Genomic DNA, 19759 nt, shown 5'->3' on the forward strand with positions numbered 1-19759 from the left:
GCTCTACAATGATCATCCGCAATTCGGCATCGGATCCCCGGGGGATACCGAAGGGGGCGACCGATGGGTGAGCCGCACCTCGCGGGGTCCGGCTACGTCGTCGTCTGGGTGGCGGCGGGCGATCCGCCCGGCGGGCCGCCGGACGGTCTGCAGGAGCGCGCCGCGGTCTACCGCGGGACGCGCGCCGCCGCGCATCGCGTCGGCCGGCAGCTCGTCGCGGCGTACACGTCATGTCCGCCGGAGCAGCAGGCCTGGGAGCGCGACCCGCGGGGGCGCCCGCTGGTCGTCGATCCCGGCGGCCTGCACGTGAGCCTCAGCCACGCCGACGGCGTGGTCGCGGCCGCGCTTGCGTGGGACGCCCCGGTCGGTGTGGACGTCGAGCGGCTGCGGCCGCTGCCCGACCGCGGGGCCCTCGCCCGGACCGCGCTCGCGGCCGGCGAGCGCGAGGCCGTGGACGGGCTGCCGCCGGAGCGGCGGGACGCGCAGCTGCTGCGCTTCTGGACCCGCAAGGAGGCGGTGGCCAAGGCCCTCGGCAGCGGACTGGCCACGCACCTGCGCGGCATCGTCACGACGGCCCATGGCGCTGTGGTGTCCCTTCCCGAGGGGTGCGGTGACCTGTCCGCGTGGTCGCTGGCCGATCTGCCCGCGCCGGACGACGTACTCGCCTCGGTCGCGGTGCGGGCGCCCGGCGTACGGGCGGTGGCCCGCACGCTCGCGCTCCCCGCGGGCCCGGACCGGCCCCCTGGCGGGGGCCGGGCGGTGGAGCCGCGGGGCTGAACCGGGTACCGGCGGCTACACCGTCGGTGCGAGGACCGGTGCGCGCAGGGTGCCCAGGTACGAGTGCCACAGGTGCGTCGGGTCGTTCTCGACGGCGATGACCGTCTCCCGCATGACGCGCAGCACCTCCGGCTCGTCGCCGTCGTAGACGTCGCCCTGGAGCAGCCGGACGACGTCCAGCCGGTAGCGGGGGTCGGCCACGAAGGTGGTGAAGAGGATGTTCAGCCGGTAGTAGACCGAGATGAACTGGTACCAGTTGCGCACGCCGCTGCGGATCTTCTTCTCGTAGCCCTCGAAGGCCGCCTTGGAGAAGTCGCCGGTCTCGTTGGCCTTGACGATGTCCGCGCAGGCCAGCCGGGCGCTGTTGAGCGCGACGCTGACACCGCTGGAGAAGATCGGGTCGACGAACCGCGCGGCGTCGCCGAGCAGCACGAAGCGGTCGCCGGTCAGCTCCGTCATCGCGTAGCTGTAGTCGGCCTCGACGGTGAAGTCCTTGACCTGGGTGGTCTTCTGGAGGGCCTCGTAGAGGTCCGGACGGCTCTCCAGGAAGCTCCAGAAGAACTTCTCGCGGTCCATGTTGGCCTTGGCGAACTGCGACTTCTGCGTCACGACGCCGATGCTGGTGACGGTGTCGGTGATCGGGATCTGCCAGACCCAGGTGTCGCTGATCGGCAGGAAGTGGATGTAGATGTAGTCGACCTTCTCGGGGCTGTTGGCGACCGCGGAGCGGTCCAGTCCCTCGAACCAGCCGTGGATGGCGTACTGGTCGAAGACCGGGTCGGGCTCCTTGAGCCCGAGCTGGCGGCCGAGCAGGGTCTGCCGGCCGGAGGCGTCGATCACCATCTTCGCGGTGACGTCGATCTCCTTGGGGCCCACCTTGACGGCCAGCGAGACCTGGTCGGGGTCGGAGAAGTCCACCCGCATCGCGCGCACGCCCTGGAAGACCTTGGCGCCCAGGCTCTCGGCGTGCTTGAGCAGGATGAGGTCGAACTTGCTGCGGTCGACGTGGAAGGTGTAATCGCGGTCCACGCCCTCCTGGTCGCGCTCGCTGAACAGGATGTCGGCGGTGCCCAGTTCGTGGGTGAAGGTGGTCGTGGCCGCGCCGCTGACGTTGCGCGGCATGGAGGACGTCCACGCGGCGCCGTACTTGCGCGGGAAGCCCGCCGCCTCGATCTTCGGCATGGCGCCGGTCTCCAGCAGCACCCGGGTGGTGGCCGGCACGAGCGACTCGCCCACGTGCGGACGGGGGAAGTTGGCGCCCTCGAACACGGCGACCGACATCCCGGCCTTGGCGAGGTAGGACGCGGCACTGGAGCCGGCGGGGCCACCGCCGACGATCACGACGTCGTAGTCGGTACTCATCGTTCTCAGACACCTTCCGTCTGGGCGGGCAGCAGGCCGGACACGAGCTTGGTGATGGCGGCGATGTCTCGGAAGTTCGCCGCGTTGATCGACGACAGCGGTACGTCCACGCGCAGCTCCTCGCGCAGGAAGTTCAGCAGGAGCGCGCTGTTCATCGAGTTGAGGACCTCCCACTCCAGGAGCGGGGTGGACTCGGTCAACTCGTTCTTCGGGTCGCCGTCGAGAAAGGTCTCGCTGATGAAGGCCGTAATGCGCTGCTTGACCTCATCGGGTGTCATTGCGCCGTCCCTTCCGCCGGGAGGTGGTCGTGGTGCACGGGTTCATGGGTTCTTCGCCTCCGGCCGTCCGGCGCGCGTCACCAGCGCCGGGCGGTCGATCTTGCCGTTGCCGTTCCTGGGCAGCGGCGTCAGGATCCGCACCTCGTCCGCGACCATGTAGCGCGGCAGGTGCTGGGAGAGATGGCGGCGCAGGGCGAGGGCGCCGAGTTCGCTGCCCGGCTGCGGGGCCGCGAAGACCACCAGCCGGGTGTCGACGCCTTCGCCGGCCGCGACCGCGGCGGCCTCCGCGACGTCCGGGTGGTTCTCCAGTACGGCCTCGACCTCGCCGAGTTCGACGCGGTGGCCGCGGATCTTGACCATGTGGTCGCGCCGCCCGACGTAGTCGAAGGCCCCGCCGGGCAGGACCCGCACCAGGTCGCCGGTGCGGTAGGTGCCCTCCTGCGGCGGGTGGCCCCAGTAGCCGGCCATCACCGTCGGGCCGTCCACGACGAGCTCGCCCTCCTCGCCGACGCCGGCCGTGCTGCCGTCGTCGCGGACCGCCCGGACCCGGTCGCCGCTCGCGGGGATGCCGATGGGGACGGGCCGGTCGCGGTCGAGGTCGGCCTTGGTGACCTCGTGGAAGGTGCACACGTTGGTCTCGGTCGGCCCGTAGAGGTTCATCAGCCGCGCGCCGGTCCAGGCGGCCAGGTCGCGCAGCTGGCCGATCGGGAAGGGCTCGCCCGCGAAGAGCACGGTGTGCAGCGCCTCGGGGGCGGGGCGGTCGAGCAGCCCGCCGTAGCGCATCATCACCGCGAGCGCGGAGGGCACCGAGTACCAGACGGTGATGCCCTGGGCGTGCAGGTGGTCGACGAGCTGGGCCGGGGCGAAGGACAGCTCCGCCGGCACGAGGTGGACCGAGGCGCCGGCGCGGAAGGCGACGTAGAGGTCGAGCACCGACAGGTCGAAGGCGAAGGGGGCGTGGTTGGCGAACCGGTCGTCGCCGTCCGGTCGCAGTACCTCGTGGGCCCATTCGACGAAGGCCAGCGCGTTGCGGTGGGTCAGGCACACGCCCTTGGGGGTGCCGGTGGAGCCGGAGGTGTAGAGGATGTACGCCAGGTCGCCGGGCTCCGTCGCGGTGTTGACGGGGGGCGCGGGGTCCAGGGGCGCGTCGAGGTCGTCGACGGCGACGCCGGGCTCCAGTTCGCCGGACAGCCGCGATATCCGGTCGGCGGTCGTCACGACCGCCCGCGCCGCGCAGTCCCGGGCGATGGTGGCGACCCGGTGCACGGGGCTGCTGCCGTCGACGGGTACGTACGCGGCGCCGAGCCGCAGCACCGCCTGCATCGCGGCGACCACCGCGGGGCTCTTGGCCGCCCACAGCACGACCCGGTCGCCGCGCCGGACGCCCTGCCGGGCGAGCCGGGCGGCCATCGCGTCGGCGGCCGCGTCGAGTTCGGCGTAGGTGAGGCCGCCGTCCGGGCCGGCCACGGCGAGGGCGCCGGGCCGGCGCGCGGCGGCGTCGACCACGAGCTGGTGGAGGGTCACAACCCGGTCTCCCTCGCGATGAGTTCGAGCTGGATCTCGGTCGTCCCGGAGAAGATCGTGGTGGGCAGGCAGTCACGCAGCTGCTGGTCGATCCCGGCGCCGGCGAGGTAGCCGGCCGAGCCGAACAGCTGCACCGCGTCGAGGCTGTTGGCGACCGCGGCCTCGGACACGGCGGTCTTCGCCATCGCGATGGCCGTGACGTCGGTGCGGCCCGCGTCGAGCAGCCAGCAGGCGCGGTAGAGCAGCAGCCGCGCGCTCTCCAGCCGCTGCCGCATGCGGGCGACACGGTGCGAGACGGCCTGGAAGCCGGCGATCTTCCGCCCGAACTGCCGCCGCTCGGTGGTGTGCCGTACGCAATCGGCGAGCTGGCGCTCCATCAGGCCGAGGTACGCGGCGAACAGGCAGCCGCGCTCCCACGCCATGGAGTGCTGGAAGATCGCCCCGCCGCTGCCCTCGGCCCCGAGCCGGTAGCGCTCCGGGACGAAGCAGCCGTCGAAGGTCACCCGCGCCGCGAGGCAGCCGTCCAGGCCCATCTTCGGCAGCGGCTCCCCGACGGTGATGCCGGCGAGGTCGCGCGGCACGGCGAAGGCGGAGATGCCCAGGAAGCCCGCCGCCGGGTCGGTGACGGCGTAGGTGACGAAGACGTCCGCTACGGGCGCGTTGCTGACGAAGGACTTCTGCCCGTCGAGCACGTAGCCGCCGTCCGCGGGCGTGGCGGTGGTCCGGATGCGGCCGACGTCGGAGCCCGCCTCGTCCTCGGTCATGGCGTTGCCGGCGATCACGTCGCCCGCGGCCATGCCCGCGAGCAGCTCCCGGGCGCCCTCGGACCCGAACTCCCAGACGGGCACGGCGCACGACAGCAGGTGCGCGGCGATACCGAAGACCAGGCCCATGTCGGAGCAGGCCGCGCCGAACGCCTCCAGGGCCAGCGCGGTGTCCAGCGCGCCGAGGCCCGACCCGCCGTACTCGGGGGGCAGGCACAGCCCGGTCAGGCCGCTGCCGGCGATGTTCTTCCACGCCAGGCGCACCTGCTCCGGATCCGTGGTCGTCGTGTGCCCGGCCAGGCGCTTGGCGACGGCGGCGGTGATGGCGGCGCGGCGCTCGACTTGAGTCGGTGACAGCTCGAAGTCCATCGGTCAGGCGTTTTCCGGTGCGTATTCAGTCGCCAATTCAATCCCACCTCGATTGCCGTACCCAGAAAAATGAAGGTGCCGCGACTTGTGTATTTCTGGTCCGACACACCCGGCAACGCTAGTTTCCAATGGCAGGAATCCCAACCCTTACCGCACCCTTAAAGGGGAGGACCCGGCTAGGGGTAGGCTAGGGGTGGCCGCGGCAGAATGTTCCCCGTAGCGTCCGGCGACGGGACCGCGGCTCCCGCGCGTGGACCCGCGCGGCCGGCGGGCGGCCCTCAGAGCGCCGACGTGATCACGTCGAGCACCCCGGCCTGGCACTCCTCCAGGTAGAAGTGGCCGCCCGGGAAGGTGCGCAGGCAGAAGCGGCCGCGGGTGTGCTGCGCCCAGGCCTGGGCGTCGTCGAGGTTCACCTTGGGGTCGGTGTCACCGATCAGCACCGTGACGTCGCAGCTCAGCGGCGGCGTGGGAGCGTAGCGGTAGGTCTCGACGGCGGTGTAGTCGGCGCGGACGGTCGGCAGCACGAGTTCCAGCAGGTCCGGGTCGGCCAGCACGCGGGGGTCGGTGCCGCCCAGCGCGCGCATCTCCGCGACCAGCGTGGCCGTGCTCGCCCGGTGCAGGTCCTCGTACCGCGTCCGGGAGGGCGCCCGGCGGCCGGAGGCGAACAGGTGCACCGGCCCCGGCAGCCCGTCCCGCGCGACCCGGGCGGCGACCTCGAAGGCGAGGACGGCGCCCATGCTGTGGCCGAAGAAGGCGTAGGGCTCGTCGAGCTGCGGGGCCAGCGCCTCGTGGATGCGGTCGGCCAGCTCGGGGACGTTGCGGAGGTACGGCTCGGCGCCGCGGTCCTGGCGGCCGGGGTACTGCAGGGCCAGCACCTCGACGTCCCGCAGCGACCGCGACCAGGGGTAGAAGTAGCTGGCGGAGCCGCCCGCGTGCGGGAAGCAGAACAGGCGCACGCCGCCGGACGCCGGGCGGTAGCTGCGGACCCAGCTGCCGCTGTCGATATCTGTCACTGCCCTCACCTTTCCCGCGCATCACAAAACAGCCGATTCTCCGGCCTGCTGAGACCCTATCCGCCGTATTAATGCCGCGGACCCCTATCCGGCCCCTATTTTCCCGGCCCCGCATTGCCCGGCACCGGCGCCGTCCCTACGGTCGGAATTCCACGGCAGCGGACTGGCGCAGGCGGGACGGGCGAATGGTCGGCACGGAAGAAATCACCGGACTACTGACCCGGCAGTGGCATTTCCCGGACCGGGCGGAGGGCGCCGCGCTGGCCCGGTTGTGGGAACTGGCCGCGGACGGCGGCTGGTTCGGCCCGCACGGGCCCGGCGGTGGTGGCGTCACCGGAGCCGCGGCCCTGGTCCGCGCCACGGGCGCGGCCGGCTGCCCGCTGCCGGTCATGGATGCCTTCGCCGCCGCCGGGCTGCTCGCGCCGGCGCCGCGGATCGCGGACGGCATCGCCGCCGGCGAGGTGCGGATCCTGGTCGCGGCGGGCGGCCCGGACACGGTGGAGGTGCCCTTCGCCGAGGCCGGGACGGCCGCCACGCACGTCCTGGTGCTGCCGCGGGGCGGCGGCCCGGCGGCCGTACGGCCGGTCGACTTCGCGGTGCCGCTGCCCGGCCTGGCCGTTCCCCCCTGGGCGCGGCTGCGGCTGGGGGAACCGGAGGCGGTCGTGGACGTGGCCCCCGAGGCGGCCGCGCGGGCGTTCTCGCTGCTGCGGCTGGCGCTGGCGCTACGGGCGACGGCCGCGGCCCGGCGCACCCACGACCGCTCCCTGGCGCACGCCAAGGTCCGCCGCCAGTTCGGCCGGGCCATCGGCGGCTTCGGCGCGGTCCAGCAGCGCGCGGCGGCCCGCGAGATCGAGCTCACCGCGGGCGAGCTGCTCCTCGCGGACGCGGTGCGGCGGCACGCGGCGGGCGACGGCGACGCCGCGCTGGCCACCGAGCTGGCGGTGCACCACGCGGCCGGCTGCGCCCCGCGCGCCCAGGTGCACGCCCACCACAACCTCGGTGCGAACGCCTACTTCGAGGAGGACGAGGCCGCCTGGCTCTTCCGCCGGGTGCACGCCGACATCGCGCTGCTGCCCGCCCTGCCGCCGCCGTACGGCACCGCCGCCGACATGCTGGCGGCCGGTTCGGCGCTGCCCGCGGCCGACACGAACGCGCGGGCGGCCCGGATGCGCGAGCAGGTCCGCGCCTTCTGCGCCGCGAACCGCGGCGCCGGCGGGCTGCTGACCAAGGGCGAGGACCCGGCGCTGGTGGCGGAGCTGGCCGCGCGGCAGTGGCTCGGCATGGTCTGGCCGGCCGCGGACGGCGGGCGCGACGCCGGGGTCTCCGAGCAGATGGCGCTGCAGAACGAGATCGCCTACCACCAGCTGCCGGTGGGGGTGCCGGTGGCCGCCGTCTCGGTGGTCGGCGCGCCGCTGGTGAAGTACGGCACGCCCGAGCAGAAGGCCGAGCACCTGCCCCGTATCCGGGAGGGCCGGCTGACCTTCTGCCTGGGCTACAGCGAGCCCGAGGCGGGCTCGGACCTGGCCGCGCTCACCACGACCGCGGTACGGGACGGCGACGGCTGGGTGATCAACGGCACGAAGTCGTGGATCGGCAACGCCCACACGGCGGAGTACATCTGGCTGGCCGTGCGCACCGATCCGCAGGCCGCGCTGCCGCTCGCCGGCATCAGCATGTTCATGGTCCCGATGGCGGCCCCGGGGATCAGGACGGAGCCGCACCAGGCGCTGTCCGGACAGGTGTGCAGCACGGTGCGGTTCGAGGACGTCCGGGTGGACGACAGCGCGCGGGTGGGTCCCGTCAACCGCGGCTGGCAGGTCATCACGGACACGCTCGCCCACGAACGGTTGCTGCTCGCAAGTGAACTGGCCGGAATGTCACGCCGCCAGCTCGACGAGGTGCTGGCCGCCGTCCGCGCCGACCCCGAGGGGACGGTGGGCCCGCCCGGATCGCAGCGGCGGGCGCTGCTGGACGCGATGGCGGCCTCGGTGCAGGCGGTGCAGGTGCTGCTCGCCGACGCGGCGGAGAAGGCCGAGACAGGCGCGGTGCACACCGCCCGGCTGGCGTCGGCGCTGGCCGGCGTGCTCGCCGCGGAGACGGTGGAGCGCGTCGGCCGGGACGGCCTGGACGTCCTCGGCCCCGCCGCGGCCCTCAGCGCGCCGGACGCCCCGGGCGCGGGCGCCGTCGAGGAGGGGCTGCGGGTGGCCGTCCTGGCGTTCCTGGGCGGCGGGACCAACGACGTGCAGCGCGGGCTCATCGCCCGCAGTCTCGGCCTGAGCTGAGGCGGGCTCATCCCTGTCCCCCGGGCCCGCCCCGGGCGCCCCGCGGCCGCGTCACACGCCGGTGACGCGGCCGCACCCGCCGCACGCGGCGGGGCGGGGCGCCGGCTCACATGCCGTAGCTGGGGGCGCCCGGCAGACCGCCGGCGCCCAGCCGCTCGAAACGCTCCTGCACGTTGGCCGCGAACGCCTGCTGCTCGGGGCCGGTGTGCGCCTGCCCGGTGGTGTTCATCGCGACCGTCAGGACGCCGCTGATGGACGCGCCGGGGGACGTCCGCACGGGCGTGCACAGGAAGTTGAAGGTCTGCGGCGCCGGGTCGTCGTACGTCATGACGGACGCCTGGTTGATCATCGTGGGCGAGCCCGAGCGGAAGGCCTCGTCCATCGCGTTGAACACGCCCACGGAGTCCAGTCCGGGCAGCACCTGCCGGCCGGGGCTGAACTGCGGGACCATGCCGAAGGCGGCGCCCTGCCGGCCGTTGGCGTAGCGCAGCAGGTGCTCGGCGCCCTCGGTGAGCATGATCGGGAAGGGCGCGCCGTCGAAGACCGCGAAGAGCTCCTGCTGCTGGGCGAGCAGGCTGTCGCGCAGCTTGAACTCCGACAGCAGCGTCTCGGACAGCTCCTGCATGCCGGCGCGCAGCTTGCGGTCCCACGCGCGCGGCTTGGTGTCGGCGACGCAGACCGTGCCGAGGATCATGCCGGTGTTGTCGACCAGCGGGGTGCCCAGGTAGGAGCGCACGCCCATGTCGTTGACCAGCGGGTTGCCCTTGAACCGCGGGTAGTCGAAGACGTCTTCCAGGGCGAGCTGGGAGCCCTGCGCCACCACGTGCGGGCAGAAGCCGTAGTCGCCGGGGGCCTCCCGCGCCATGTTGCTCAGGTCGAAGACGATGCCGCCCTGACCGGGGGCCTCGTCGTCGGCGCCGTTCGGGACGTACATCCCGCGGAACATCTGCTGTTCGTCGTTGATGAAGTTGACCATGGCCAGGGGCGACTGCGTGAACGTGGCCGCCAGCCTGGCGACGCGGTCGAAGGTGGCCTCCGCGTCGACGGTGTTTAGGCCGAGAATCTGCAGTCTCAACTTCCGCTGCTCGCCCGCGAGTCGGGCCTGATCGGAGGACAAGGGATCCATGGCACCAGATCAAAGCAGAAGAGCCGCGCCGACGGATCACCCCTTCCGATATTGTCCGCATCACGTGCCCCAGTCGACCGTACCGGGCACCCAGCGTGACCGGATACTGCCGTCGGGTGACTGTGCCCCCGACCAGCGGGCCGGGCGCATATGCCCAACTCTGGAGTATGTCCAAACACTTGCAGGTTTCAACCTTCGCCGATCACTTCCCGCCATTCCTTGAGCGACAACCGAGCAGATGCGAGGCTACGTACGACAATCATGCGGTGACCGCGCACCGGCGGGCCTGGACGGCAGCGTTCCGGATCCGCTGACGGGGGTGGACTGAGGCGGCTGTCGCCACAGGCCGTCGCGAGCCATATGTCCGATTTCCAGCTAGAAAGGGCACGGTGGGGTGGGGCAGGTGTGGTCCGAGCTGTGGGCCTCCCGTCGGAGACAGGGTCAGGACCTTTTCGGCCAGCCGGGCATACGCGATGTCCCCCCGGACTCCGCACCGTGCGCCTGGGCCTTATGCGGGCCGGCGGACGGCGGCGTCACCGCCGCCCGGCGGCGGTAAGGCCGCGTTCAGTCGCTCCGAGGCCCTAAGGCAAGGTCAACTCCGTCACCCCACACAGATGGTGGCGAAGCATTGAAGGAGTTTCCCCATGATCAGGTCGGACGTGGACGCGCGGTCCGTGGCAGTCATCGGTATGTCCTGCCGCCTCCCGGGTGCCACGGGGACGGACGCACTGTGGGCACTGCTGCGCAACGAGGTGGACGCCACCGGCGAGACACCACCCGACCGGTATGACGTCGACGCGCTGCACTCGGCGGTCCCGCAGCCCGGCCGGATCTCCAGCCGCCGGGCCGGATACCTCGGCGACGTCGCCGACTTCGACGCCGGATTCTTCAACATGTCCACCACCGAGGCCGTCGAACTCGACCCGCAGCAGCGGCTGCTGCTCATGACCGCGTACGAGGCGCTGGAGGACGCCGGCCAGCGCCCCGACCTGCTCGCCGGATCCCGGACGGGCGTCTTCGTCGGCAACGCGCGCGCGGACTACCTGGAGAACGCCCTGCGCCAGGGGCCGCAGGCGGCGACGGCCGCCCAGCTCCACAACTTCCGCTCCCTGCTGCCGGCCCGGCTGAGCTACGTCTTCGACTTCCGCGGGCCGAGCGTGGTGGTGGACACCGCGTGCTCCTCCGCGCTGGTCGCGGTGCACCAGGCGGTCCAGAGCCTGCGCTCCGGCGAGACGCCGCTCGCGCTCGCCGCCGCCGTCAACCTCGCGCTGCGCCCCGACGAGGGCCTCGTGATGAGCCAGGCCGGCGCGATGTCCGGGGACGGCCGCAGCAAGTTCGGCGACGCCGGGGCCGACGGCCACGCGCCGAGCGACGCCGTCGCGGTGGTCGTCCTCAAGCGGCTCGGCGACGCGCTCGCCGACGGCGACCGCATCCGGGCCGTCATCAGCGGCAGCGCGGTCGGCAACGACGGCCGCACCAGCGACAGCGTCCTCAACCCCTCGCTGGAGGGCCAGCAGGCGGTGCTGCGCTGGGCCTACGAGGACGCCGGGATCGCCCCCTGCGACGTCGACTTCGTCGAGGCGCACGGCTCGGGCTCGCCCGCCCTCGACCCGCTGGAGCTGACCGCGCTCGGGCAGGTCCTCGGCGAGGGGCGGCCCCCCGAGCGGCCGCTGCTGGTCGGCTCGCTCAAGACCAACATCGGGCACGCCGAGGCGGCCGGCGGGCTGGCCGGGCTCATCAAGGCGGTGCTGTGCCTGGAGCACGGCCAGGTGCCCGCGAGCCTCAACATGAGCACCCCCAATCCGCGCGTCGACTGGGCGAGCCTGCCGCTGGAGGTGCCGGTCTCGCTGCGCGAGCTGCCGGACCGCGGCCGCCCGGCCGTCGCGGGCGTCTCCGGCCAGGGCTCCTCGGCGCTCAACGCCCACGTGGTGCTGCGCCAGATGGAGCCGGCCGCCACGCCCGCGCCCCCCGAGCCGATGCCCGGCGCGCCCTACCTCCTGGTGCTCTCCGCGCGTAGCCCGGAGGCGCTCACGGCGCTGGCCCGCTCCTACGCCGACTACCTCGCGCCGTGGGGCGAGGGCTCGCGCCACGCGCTGCGCGACATCTGCTTCAGCGCCGCCGTCCGCCGCCAGCACCTGGAGCACCGGATGGCCGTCGTCGGGTCCACCCACGAGCAGATGACGGCGGCGCTGTCCGGGCTGCCGGGACTGGGCGGCCAGCCGCTGTCCGGGCTCGCCGAGCGCTACCGCTGGGGCGAGGAGCTGGACTGGCAGAAGGTCTTCGGCACACCGGGCCGCTACGTCCCGCTCCCCCACTACCCCTGGCAGACGCAGCGCTACTGGCCCGGCGAGGAGCACAGCGCGGGCGGCAGCGGCGGCGGTGACCTGGCGGCGTGGATGCTGCGCGAGCACGCCAGGACCGTCTTCGACGACGGCTCGACGCTCAACGAGATCGGCATCGACTCGCTCGCCCGGCTGCGCATCCTCGTCGAGCTGTCCAAGCGCTCCAGCCGGGAGGTCGACCCGGACGAGTTCGGCCGGCTGCGCACCGTCGGCGAGCTGCGGCAGTGGACCCGTGGGCTGGAGGCCGGGGCCAGATGAGCGGGGAACGGACCGCGTACGACCGCTTCGCCCGCTCCGCGGCGGAGTTCGGATACGACGTCACCGCGCTGGAGGTGGGCGAGGACCGGCTGAGCTACGGCGAGCTGCGCGACCTGGCCGAGCGCCTCGCCGCCCACCTGGTCGCGCACGCCGGGGGCACCGCGCCGCGCCGCGTCGGCCTCCTCGCCGGCCGCTCGGTGACGGCCTACGCCGGGTACCTGGCCGCGCTGCGGCTGGGCGCCACCGTGGTGCCGCTCAACCCGGAGCACCCGCAGGCGCGGACGGGGCAGATCGCGGCCGCCGCGGACCTGGACGTGGTGGTGGCCGACCCGTCGGCGGACGGCACCGATCCCGGCGTGCCGGTGACCCGCATCGGGCCCGGCGAGCTGGAGGTGCTCGCCAAGGAGCCGGCCCCGGACCTTCCCGCGCTGCCCGCGGGCCCGGACGACGTGGCGTACCTCATCTACACCTCGGGCTCGACGGGCGCCCCCAAGGGCGTGCCGATCCTGCACCGCAACATCGCCGGCTACCTCGACCGCTTCGCCGGGCGGTACGGGATCGGGCCGGGCAGCCGGCTGTCGCAGACCTTCGAGCTGACCTTCGACGGCTCCGTGCACGACCTGTTCGTGGCCTGGCAGGACGGCGGCACGCTCGTGGTGCCCGCCCGCGGGCAGCTGCTGTCGCCCGCGCGCACCGTCAACAACCTGCGGCTCACGCACTGGTTCTCGGTGCCCTCGCTCATCACCTTCGCCTCCCGGCTCGGCACCCTCGGCCCGGGCAGCATGCCCACGCTGCGGTGGAGCATCTTCGGCGGCGAGGCGCTGCCGCTGGCGGCCGCCCGCGAGTGGAAGGCGGCGGCCCCGGACAGCCGCATCGAGGTGCTGTACGGTCCGACCGAGCTGACCATCTCCTGCACCTCCTACGAGCTTCCGGCCGACCCCGCCGACTGGCCGCGGACCCCGAACGGCACGGCCCCCATCGGCACGATCCACCGGGGCCTGGACTTCGTGCTGCTCGACGAGGACGGCTCCCCCGCCGACAGCGGCGAGCTGTGCGTCCGCGGCGACCTGCGCTTCCCCGGCTACCAGGACCCCGGCAACAACCCGGGCCGCTTCCTCACGCCCGGCCAGGAACCCTTCACCGGCGGGGAGCTGACCGGCCGGCACTGGTACCGCACCGGCGACCGGGTCGCGGTGCAGAACGGCGTGCTGGTCCACCTGGGCCGTGTCGACCACCAGGTCAAGGTCCGCGGGCACCGCATCGAGCTGGGCGAGGTGGAGGCGGTGCTGCGGCGGCAGCCGGGGGTGCGCGAGGCCGTGGTGCTGGCGCTGCCCACCGAGGACGGCGAGCCGGAGCTGCACGCGGCCGTCACGGGCACCGGGCTCGGCTCGGACGCGCTGTACGCCGGGCTCACCGGCCAGCTGCCGCCGTACATGCTGCCGCGCCGCATCTCGGTGCTGGACAGCCTGCCGCTCAACGCCAACGGCAAGATCGACCGCCGGGCGCTGGGCGCCGCGCTGGGGCGCACCGGCTGAGCGGCCGGCGGCGCGGACGCCGCCGGCAGCCGCCAGGAGGTCCTGGCGACGTCATGGGAAGAAGGGCCCGCCGACAGTGCCGTCGGCGGGCCGAGTCCGGGCAAGACCACGTCCCCCGTTCCGACGTCTGTGATGAGGCACCATGTTCGACGCCATCGTGGTGGGCGCGCGCTGTGCCGGCGCGCCCACCGCCATGCTGCTGGCCCGCGCCGGTTACCGGGTGCTGCTCCTCGACAAGGGGCAGACCGGTACCGACACCCTGTCCACCCACCTGCTGCACCAGCCGGGCGTCGCCGCGCTGGCCCGCTGGGGGCTGCTGGACGAGGTGCGCGCGACAGGCTGCCCGCCGCTGGAGAACGTGGTCTACGAGATCGCCGACATCCACCTGGAGGGCTGCGCGCGCGGCGTGGACGGCCAGCGCGCGGGGTACGCCCCGCGCCGCTACGTGCTGGACGCGATCCTCGCGCGCGCGGCCGTCGCGGCGGGCGTCGAGCTGCGCGAGGACTGCCGGGTGACGGGCCTGCTGCGGGACGCGGCCGGGCGCGTGACCGGCGTCGAGGGGCGTCACGGCGAGGTGCCGTTCACCGAGCAGGCCCCGCTGGTGGTCGGCGCGGACGGCATGCGCTCGACCGTCGCCCGGCTGGCCGGGGCCCCCCTCACCGTCGCCGACCCGCTGCTCACCTGCGCGTACTACACGTACTTCGACGGGGTCCCGGCCGATCTGGAGCTCTACGAGGCGCCGGGCAGCTGGACGGCCGCGGTGCCCACCAACGACGGCCTCACGCTCGTCCTCGCCTACTTCCCGCAGCCGCGCTTCACCGAGGTGCGCACCGACGCGATGCGGCACTACCGGGAGCACGTGCGCACGACCGCGCCCGCGCTGCACGAGCGGCTGGGCGGCCGGGAGCCGGCCGAGCGGCTGCGGGGCACCGGGGACCAGCAGAACTACTTCCGGCAGGCGGCCGGCGCCGGCTGGGCGCTGGTGGGGGACGCCGGGCACCACAAGGACTCGATCACCGCGCGTGGCATCAGCGACGCCTTCCTCCAGGCCGAGTCGCTGGTGCGGCACGTGGCCGGGAAGCTCACCGGCGATCCGGCTCAACTCGACGCCGCCCTAAGGGAGTTCGGCTCCGAGCGTGACGAAACTCTCACCCCCGGGTACGAGGCGACGCTCGCGGTGGCGCAGCTGGCCCCGCACGAGCAGCGGATGTCGCTGCTCCGGGCGGTGCAGACCGACGCCGAACTGACCTCCATCTACTTCGACATGGTCGCCGGAATCGTCTCCGCGAGCGCGCTGTACACGCCTAGACTTCTGTCACTGCTGTGACGGGTGGGACCCCTGTGACTGCTCATAGCGGGCGGCACGGGGCTTTGCCGCCCTGTTCGAACATCGGGATGGAGGGTTTCGGTCATCCGGTAGTTGCCAGAGGCAGACGCTGACGCTCCGCCATGATCCTGGTAGGGTCACCGCGTTAGCCCACTTCGGTGACGGTGAGTCAAGGTGCCGCGCCGGAAAGATTCGGCATTTTTCTTGCATAACCCCCCGAAGAACACCAGCGCTCCGCTGCCGTACGAGGAATCAGATGCCAGGCTCCCGCGACCGGTTGACGCGTCACCGGTCCGCCCCGCGTAGATCTTCGCGATTCTCGTTCGCCCTGCCTCTGGTCGTGCCCGCCGTCTGCCTGTGCGGACTGTGGGGGTATGTCGCGACCGGACTCGTCGACGGGCACAGCCAGTTCAGCTCCGAGGCGGACCGCGCGTCCGCCGTCGCCCGCCCCGCCCAGACCGTGCTCGCGCGGCTCCAGGCCGAGCGCCGCTTCACGGCGATCTGGCAGGCGGGGCACACCGACGCGGCCCGCAAGGACCTCGACGACGCGCGCACGCGGACCGACACGGCGGTCCAGGAGTACCGCCGGACGTCACCCTCCGCACTCGACAGCGCGAGCCGCGCGTCCGCGAAGGCCCTCGACGACGCCCTGGTCTTCCTGCCCGAGCGCCGCAACTCGATCGACGGCAAGACCCTGTCGACGGCCGACGCCTTCCAGTACTTCACCAGCACGGTCTCCGACGGCATCAGCCTGCTCAACGCCTCGCTGCGCAGCGACGACGGGGACTTCGCGCGTGGCGCGGCCCCCACCGCCTCGGTCGCGCAGATCGCCGAGATGCTCGCCCGCGAGGACGCGCTGCTGTCCGCCGCGGCGCCCACCGGCAAGCTGGACGCCGCCACCCGGCAGCAGTTCACCGACGCCCTGGCCGTTCAGCGCGCGCTGCGCGCCGGTATGAACGCGGCCGACCTGCCGGCCGGCGACGCCGCGAGCTACGCACGGATCACCGAGAGCGTCAGCTTCACCTCGCTCACCCAGATCGAGGACGCCGTCGCCGCCTCCCACGGCAGCGCGCTGCCCGGCTCCGTCTCCGCCTGGACCACCGCCGCGACCACCGTGTCCGGCAACCTCCAGACGCTCACCACGGACGCCCTGGGCGACCTGTCCGACGCCGCCTCGCACCGCGCCGACAACGCCCTGCTGGGCCTGCTGCTCGGCTCGCTGGCGACCCTCGCGGCGCTGGCCGGCGGCGCGTACCTGTCGCTGCGCGACCGCAAGGTGCTGGCCCGGCGGCTGGCCGTGCTCCAGACGCACGCCGACGAGCTGTCCCGGCAGTGGCTGCCGCGGCTCATGGCCCGGATCGAGGCCGGCGAGCGGCTGGACCCGACGGCCATGCAGCCGCCGCAGGGCCCGGACTCCGCCGAGGAGGTGCAGAAGCTCGCCGCGTCCATCGACCGGCTGGGCCGGGTCGCCGCCGACCACATGCTGCGGCAGTCCCTCGGCCGGGAGGGCGGCGAGAAGGTCTTCGGCCAGCTCATACGCCGCACCCAGAGCCTCATCCACCGGCTGATCTCGCTGCTGGACGACCTGGAGCGCAAGCACGAGGACTCCGACCTGCTGAAGGACATCTTCGCGGTCGACCACCTCGCGACCCGCGTCCGGCGGCACGCCGAGAGCCTGGTGATCCTGAGCGGTTCGCCGCCCAACCGGCGGATGACCACCCCGGTCTCCATCATCGACGTGCTGCGCAGCGCCGTCGCGGAGACCGAGCAGTACACCAGGGTCCGGGTGAAGAACCTGCCCGCCGAGCGGCCGATGGCCCTCGCCGGACGGGCCGTCGCCGACGTCACCCACCTGCTGGCCGAGCTGATCGAGAACGGCACCGCCTTCTCCCCGCCGGACACCCAGGTGTCGGTGAGCGCCACACAGGTGGCCAAAGGCCTGGTCGTGCACATCGAGGACCACGGCCTGGGCATGCCGCAGGACGTCATCGACCACGCCAACGCGCTGCTCGCGCACCCGCCCAAGCTCGACATGCGGGCGCTCAGCGAGGACCCGCGGCTCGGCCACTTCGTCGTCGCCCGGCTCGCCGAGCGGCACGGCATCAAGGTCGAGCTGCGCGACTCGGTGTACGGCGGCACGATGGTCGTCGTCCTGCTGCCGAGCGCGCTGCTGGAGGAGCTGGATTCGCCGGTCCTGGAGCAGCTGAAGTCGGCGGCCAGCGCGAGCGGCATGATGGCCATGGACGCCGGCCGCCGCGAGCCGGCCACCCCGGCCGTCGGCAGCTCGGCGGGCGCCTCCGGCCCGTCGGCGCCGGGCGACCTGGTCGGCGCGGTCGCGGTGGGCGCGCGCGACGACGGCATGCCGCTCACCCACACCCGGATCCCCGACCACAGCGGCTTCCCCGAGTACGGCGGCGCCGGACTGCTGCCGGCCACCGCGGAGTTCCCCGCGCCCGGCATATCCGCCGGCACCCCCGCCACCGGCCCCGCGGCCACCGGCTGGGTGGCACCCGAGGAGCACCCGGCGCACCGCCAGTCGGCGGGCCAGGAGCACCCGACGCAGCCGTACCGCAGCGAGCCGCGGCGGACCGAACCCCAGCCCCAGCCGCAGCCGATGCCCCAGCCGATGCCCCAGCAGCGGCCGGAGACGATCCGGGGCAGCGCCGTGCGCAACGACGCGCCCGGCGGCCCGGACCGCGGCGGCTACCCGGCCGGGGCGCCGCGCGGCGGCCAGTACGCGGCGCCGCCCGCCGCACCGCCCATGGCCACCCCCGCGGGAGGACTCGCGGGCGGCCGGGGCGCGGGCCTGAGCCCGAGCACCGGACCCGTTCCCGCTCCTCCCGTGCGGCCCCAGGCCGCCGCGGCGGCGCCGGGCGGCGCCAGCGACCCGCACCGCCATCTGACGACCCCCCCGGTGCTGCCGCAGCGGACCCGGGGTGCGAGCCTGGCCCAGCAACTGCGCAGGGAGGCCACGGAGATGGAGGGCAACGGCGTCGGCAACGGTGCCGGCGGCGGTCAGCGCGGCGGCGACGGCCAGCCGGGCGGCATCTCGCCGGAGGCGTCGGCGCGCGCGATGATCGCGATACAGCAGGGACTGCAGCGGGCGAGGACGCCCGAGGCGAGCGAGCCGGGCGGCGCGGCCAGGCCGCCGGAGGATTCGTGGAGGTCGGGTGGCAACCAATGGGATTCGGGTGCCGGCCAATGGGAGGGAGACTTCAATGACTGAGCACGTACAGCCCGGACCTCAACTGGACTGGCTCCTCGACACGCTCGTGGACCGCGTTCCGGAAATCCGCTGCGCCATCGTGCTGTCCGGGGACGGTCTGCTCATCGGGAAGTCCAAGGACCTGCGCCGGGACGACGCGGAGCACCTGTCGGCGGTCGGTTCCGGCATGCACAGCCTCGCCCGCGGGGTGGCGCGCCACTTCCAGGGCGGCGAGGTGCAGCAGACGGTCATCCAGATGGAGCGGGCCTTCCTCTTCGTCACCGCGGCGGGCCGCGGCGCCCGCCTGGCGGCGATCGCGTCGGAGAGTGTGGACGTCGGGGTGATGGCCTTCGAGATGGGCACCCTCGTCAAGCAGGTCGGCCAGTACCTGAGCGCAGCGCCTCGGGTACCGAGCCAGCCCGGCGGTCTCGTCCAGGATGCGTGAGCCACGGTGGCACGACGAGGAGACGGGACGCCACCTGCGGCCTTATGCCATCACCGGTGGGCGCACCCGGCACAGTAGGCACAACTTCTCACTGATCACGCTGGTCGCCGCGCGGTATGTGGACGATCCCGGCCAGGGGCACCTGGAACCGGAATCGGTGCAGATCCTGGAGCTCTGCCGCAACCGCGCGGTGGCGATAGCCGAGATCGCCGCGCACCTCGACCTGCCGGTGAGCGTGGTGAAGATCCTCTGCGGGGATCTCCTGCACGCCTCGCTCATCCTGGTCCAGGCCCCGCCAGGGCAGGAGGACCGACCCAGCGTGGAAATCATTGAAAAGGTGATGAATGCTATCCGTCGGCTCTGAACCGGTCATGCCGACCGCACTGAAGATCCTCATAGCGGGCGGCTTCGGTGCCGGCAAGACGACCCTGGTGGGCTCGGTCAGCGAGGTGCCTCCGCTGGAGACCGAGGAACGCATGACGACGGTCAGCCTCGGCGTGGACGACCTGTCCGGCATCGAGGGCAAGGTGTCGACCACCGTCGCCATGGACTTCGGGCGCATCACCATCGCCCCCGAGCTGGTCCTCTACCTGTTCGGCACACCCGGGCAGGACCGCTTCTGGTTCATGTGGGACGACCTGGCCACCGGCGCGCTGGCGGCCGTCGTCCTCGCGGACACCCGGCGGCTGGAGGCGTCGTTCGCCGCGATCGACTTCTTCGAGTCGCGCGACATCCCCTTCGCGATCGGCGTCAACTGCTTCAACGGCCGGCGCGACTGCTCCAGCGAGCAGGTACGCACCGCGCTGGACCTGGACCCCACGACGCCCGTCGTGCTGTGCGACGTGCGTAACCGCTCCTCCAGCAAGGAGCTGCTGCTCGCGGTCCTGGAAGCGGCCCGCGACCAGGCCGCCGCCCGCCTGCCCGCCCAGGGCCCGGGCGCCTGAACCCCCCGTTCCGGCGCGCCGCCCGCCGCGCCGCCGCCCCGGCCGCCGCCAGCACGGCGGCGGCCCCGTAGGCGTACGCGCACGTGTCGGAAAAGTGCGCCGTCAGCAGGTACGCGGCCGCCCCCGCGACCGCCACGCCCAGCCACTCCCAGCGCCCGTCCAGCGCCACGAGCGCGACCACCAGCAGCGCGTACCACGAGTAGCCGGG

General features: G+C 73.3%; 15 protein-coding genes. 9 read left to right on the top strand and 6 right to left on the bottom strand.

From position 1 onward, the window contains the following. Nucleotides 1–63 precede the first annotated feature (63 nt). On the top strand, nt 64–777 hold the full coding sequence (locus ACH4SE_RS15810; RefSeq protein ID WP_398543948.1) for a 4'-phosphopantetheinyl transferase family protein: 714 nt from the start codon (nt 64–66) through the stop codon (nt 775–777). A gap of 15 nt (nt 778–792) precedes the next feature. Here the strand turns inward: ACH4SE_RS15810 and ACH4SE_RS15815 are convergent, their stop codons facing one another. From ACH4SE_RS15815 to ACH4SE_RS15835, 5 genes are all read right to left on the bottom strand, one after another. Beyond that, entirely contained in the window at nt 793–2139 is a 1347-nt protein-coding gene (locus tag ACH4SE_RS15815) for an NAD(P)/FAD-dependent oxidoreductase (protein WP_398543949.1), read from the bottom strand. 5 nt (nt 2140–2144) lie between these two features. Further along, nucleotides 2145–2417: an acyl carrier protein gene (locus ACH4SE_RS15820; RefSeq protein WP_398543950.1), complete on the bottom strand. Its 273-nt coding sequence runs from the start codon at nt 2415–2417 to the stop codon at nt 2145–2147. A gap of 42 nt (nt 2418–2459) precedes the next feature. Continuing rightward, nucleotides 2460–3941 carry an amino acid adenylation domain-containing protein gene (locus ACH4SE_RS15825; protein WP_398543951.1) on the bottom strand — a complete coding sequence of 494 codons (1482 nt, stop codon included), beginning with the start codon at nt 3939–3941 and terminating at the stop codon, nt 2460–2462. Beyond that, complete coding sequence (locus ACH4SE_RS15830; RefSeq protein WP_398543952.1) at nt 3938–5074, bottom strand: acyl-CoA dehydrogenase family protein; 1137 nt, start codon at nt 5072–5074, stop codon at nt 3938–3940. The genes ACH4SE_RS15825 and ACH4SE_RS15830 overlap by 4 nt, the downstream gene beginning before the upstream one ends. A 278-nt stretch (nt 5075–5352) precedes the next feature. Continuing rightward, nucleotides 5353–6087, bottom strand: coding sequence for a thioesterase II family protein (locus tag ACH4SE_RS15835; RefSeq protein WP_398543953.1), 735 nt, complete (start codon nt 6085–6087; stop codon nt 5353–5355). A gap of 185 nt (nt 6088–6272) precedes the next feature. Between ACH4SE_RS15835 and ACH4SE_RS15840 the strand changes: the two genes are divergently transcribed. After that, nucleotides 6273–8369 carry an acyl-CoA dehydrogenase family protein gene (locus ACH4SE_RS15840; protein ID WP_398543954.1) on the top strand — a complete coding sequence of 699 codons (2097 nt, stop codon included), beginning with the start codon at nt 6273–6275 and terminating at the stop codon, nt 8367–8369. 106 nt (nt 8370–8475) lie between these two features. Here ACH4SE_RS15840 and ACH4SE_RS15845 read toward each other — a convergent pair whose 3' ends face one another. Further along, the gene (locus ACH4SE_RS15845) at nt 8476–9444 is read right to left on the bottom strand and encodes a GAF domain-containing protein (protein WP_398543955.1); all 969 of its coding nucleotides are present in this window, start codon (nt 9442–9444) and stop codon (nt 8476–8478) included. Nucleotides 9445–10139: 695 nt separating this feature from the next. Here ACH4SE_RS15845 and ACH4SE_RS15850 point away from each other — a divergent pair. The 7 genes from ACH4SE_RS15850 (at nt 10140) to ACH4SE_RS15880 (ending at nt 19551) form a co-directional block, all read left to right on the top strand. Next, nucleotides 10140–12095, top strand: coding sequence for a beta-ketoacyl synthase N-terminal-like domain-containing protein (locus tag ACH4SE_RS15850; protein WP_398543956.1), 1956 nt, complete (start codon nt 10140–10142; stop codon nt 12093–12095). Next, nucleotides 12092–13630, top strand: a complete 1539-nt coding sequence (locus ACH4SE_RS15855) for an amino acid adenylation domain-containing protein (RefSeq protein ID WP_398543957.1) — start codon at nt 12092–12094, stop codon at nt 13628–13630. The genes ACH4SE_RS15850 and ACH4SE_RS15855 overlap by 4 nt, the downstream gene beginning before the upstream one ends. Nucleotides 13631–13772: 142 nt before the next feature. Then, nucleotides 13773–14957 carry an NAD(P)/FAD-dependent oxidoreductase gene (locus ACH4SE_RS15860; RefSeq protein WP_398543958.1) on the top strand — a complete coding sequence of 395 codons (1185 nt, stop codon included), beginning with the start codon at nt 13773–13775 and terminating at the stop codon, nt 14955–14957. A gap of 340 nt (nt 14958–15297) precedes the next feature. Then, nucleotides 15298–18183, top strand: a complete 2886-nt coding sequence (locus ACH4SE_RS15865) for a nitrate- and nitrite sensing domain-containing protein (protein ID WP_398543959.1) — start codon at nt 15298–15300, stop codon at nt 18181–18183. After that, complete coding sequence (locus ACH4SE_RS15870) at nt 18176–18607, top strand: roadblock/LC7 domain-containing protein (RefSeq protein ID WP_398543960.1); 432 nt, start codon at nt 18176–18178, stop codon at nt 18605–18607. The genes ACH4SE_RS15865 and ACH4SE_RS15870 overlap by 8 nt, the downstream gene beginning before the upstream one ends. Beyond that, nucleotides 18600–18971, top strand: a complete 372-nt coding sequence (locus ACH4SE_RS15875) for a DUF742 domain-containing protein (protein WP_398543961.1) — start codon at nt 18600–18602, stop codon at nt 18969–18971. Before ACH4SE_RS15870 ends, ACH4SE_RS15875 begins: the two co-directional genes overlap by 8 nt. After that, the gene (locus ACH4SE_RS15880; RefSeq protein WP_398543962.1) at nt 18952–19551 is read left to right on the top strand and encodes a GTP-binding protein; all 600 of its coding nucleotides are present in this window, start codon (nt 18952–18954) and stop codon (nt 19549–19551) included. Before ACH4SE_RS15875 ends, ACH4SE_RS15880 begins: the two co-directional genes overlap by 20 nt. The last annotated feature ends 208 nt before the right edge of the window (nt 19552–19759 follow it).

The sequence above is a fragment of the Streptomyces sp. NPDC020983 genome (assembly GCF_044333485.1).
Classification (GTDB): Bacteria; Actinomycetota; Actinomycetes; order Streptomycetales; family Streptomycetaceae; genus Actinacidiphila.

Coding starts and splice junctions, on each gene's coding strand:
- ACH4SE_RS15830 (WP_398543952.1), bottom strand. CDS start 5,074: ATGGACTTCGAGCTGTCACCGACTCAAGTCGAGCGCCGCGCCGCCATC.
- ACH4SE_RS15870 (WP_398543960.1), top strand. CDS start 18,176: ATGACTGAGCACGTACAGCCCGGACCTCAACTGGACTGGCTCCTCGAC.
- ACH4SE_RS15815 (WP_398543949.1), bottom strand. CDS start 2,139: ATGAGTACCGACTACGACGTCGTGATCGTCGGCGGTGGCCCCGCCGGC.
- ACH4SE_RS15840 (WP_398543954.1), top strand. CDS start 6,273: ATGGTCGGCACGGAAGAAATCACCGGACTACTGACCCGGCAGTGGCAT.
- ACH4SE_RS15850 (WP_398543956.1), top strand. CDS start 10,140: ATGATCAGGTCGGACGTGGACGCGCGGTCCGTGGCAGTCATCGGTATG.
- ACH4SE_RS15860 (WP_398543958.1), top strand. CDS start 13,773: ATGTTCGACGCCATCGTGGTGGGCGCGCGCTGTGCCGGCGCGCCCACC.
- ACH4SE_RS15810 (WP_398543948.1), top strand. CDS start 64: ATGGGTGAGCCGCACCTCGCGGGGTCCGGCTACGTCGTCGTCTGGGTG.
- ACH4SE_RS15820 (WP_398543950.1), bottom strand. CDS start 2,417: ATGACACCCGATGAGGTCAAGCAGCGCATTACGGCCTTCATCAGCGAG.
- ACH4SE_RS15855 (WP_398543957.1), top strand. CDS start 12,092: ATGAGCGGGGAACGGACCGCGTACGACCGCTTCGCCCGCTCCGCGGCG.
- ACH4SE_RS15880 (WP_398543962.1), top strand. CDS start 18,952: ATGCTATCCGTCGGCTCTGAACCGGTCATGCCGACCGCACTGAAGATC.
- ACH4SE_RS15875 (WP_398543961.1), top strand. CDS start 18,600: ATGCGTGAGCCACGGTGGCACGACGAGGAGACGGGACGCCACCTGCGG.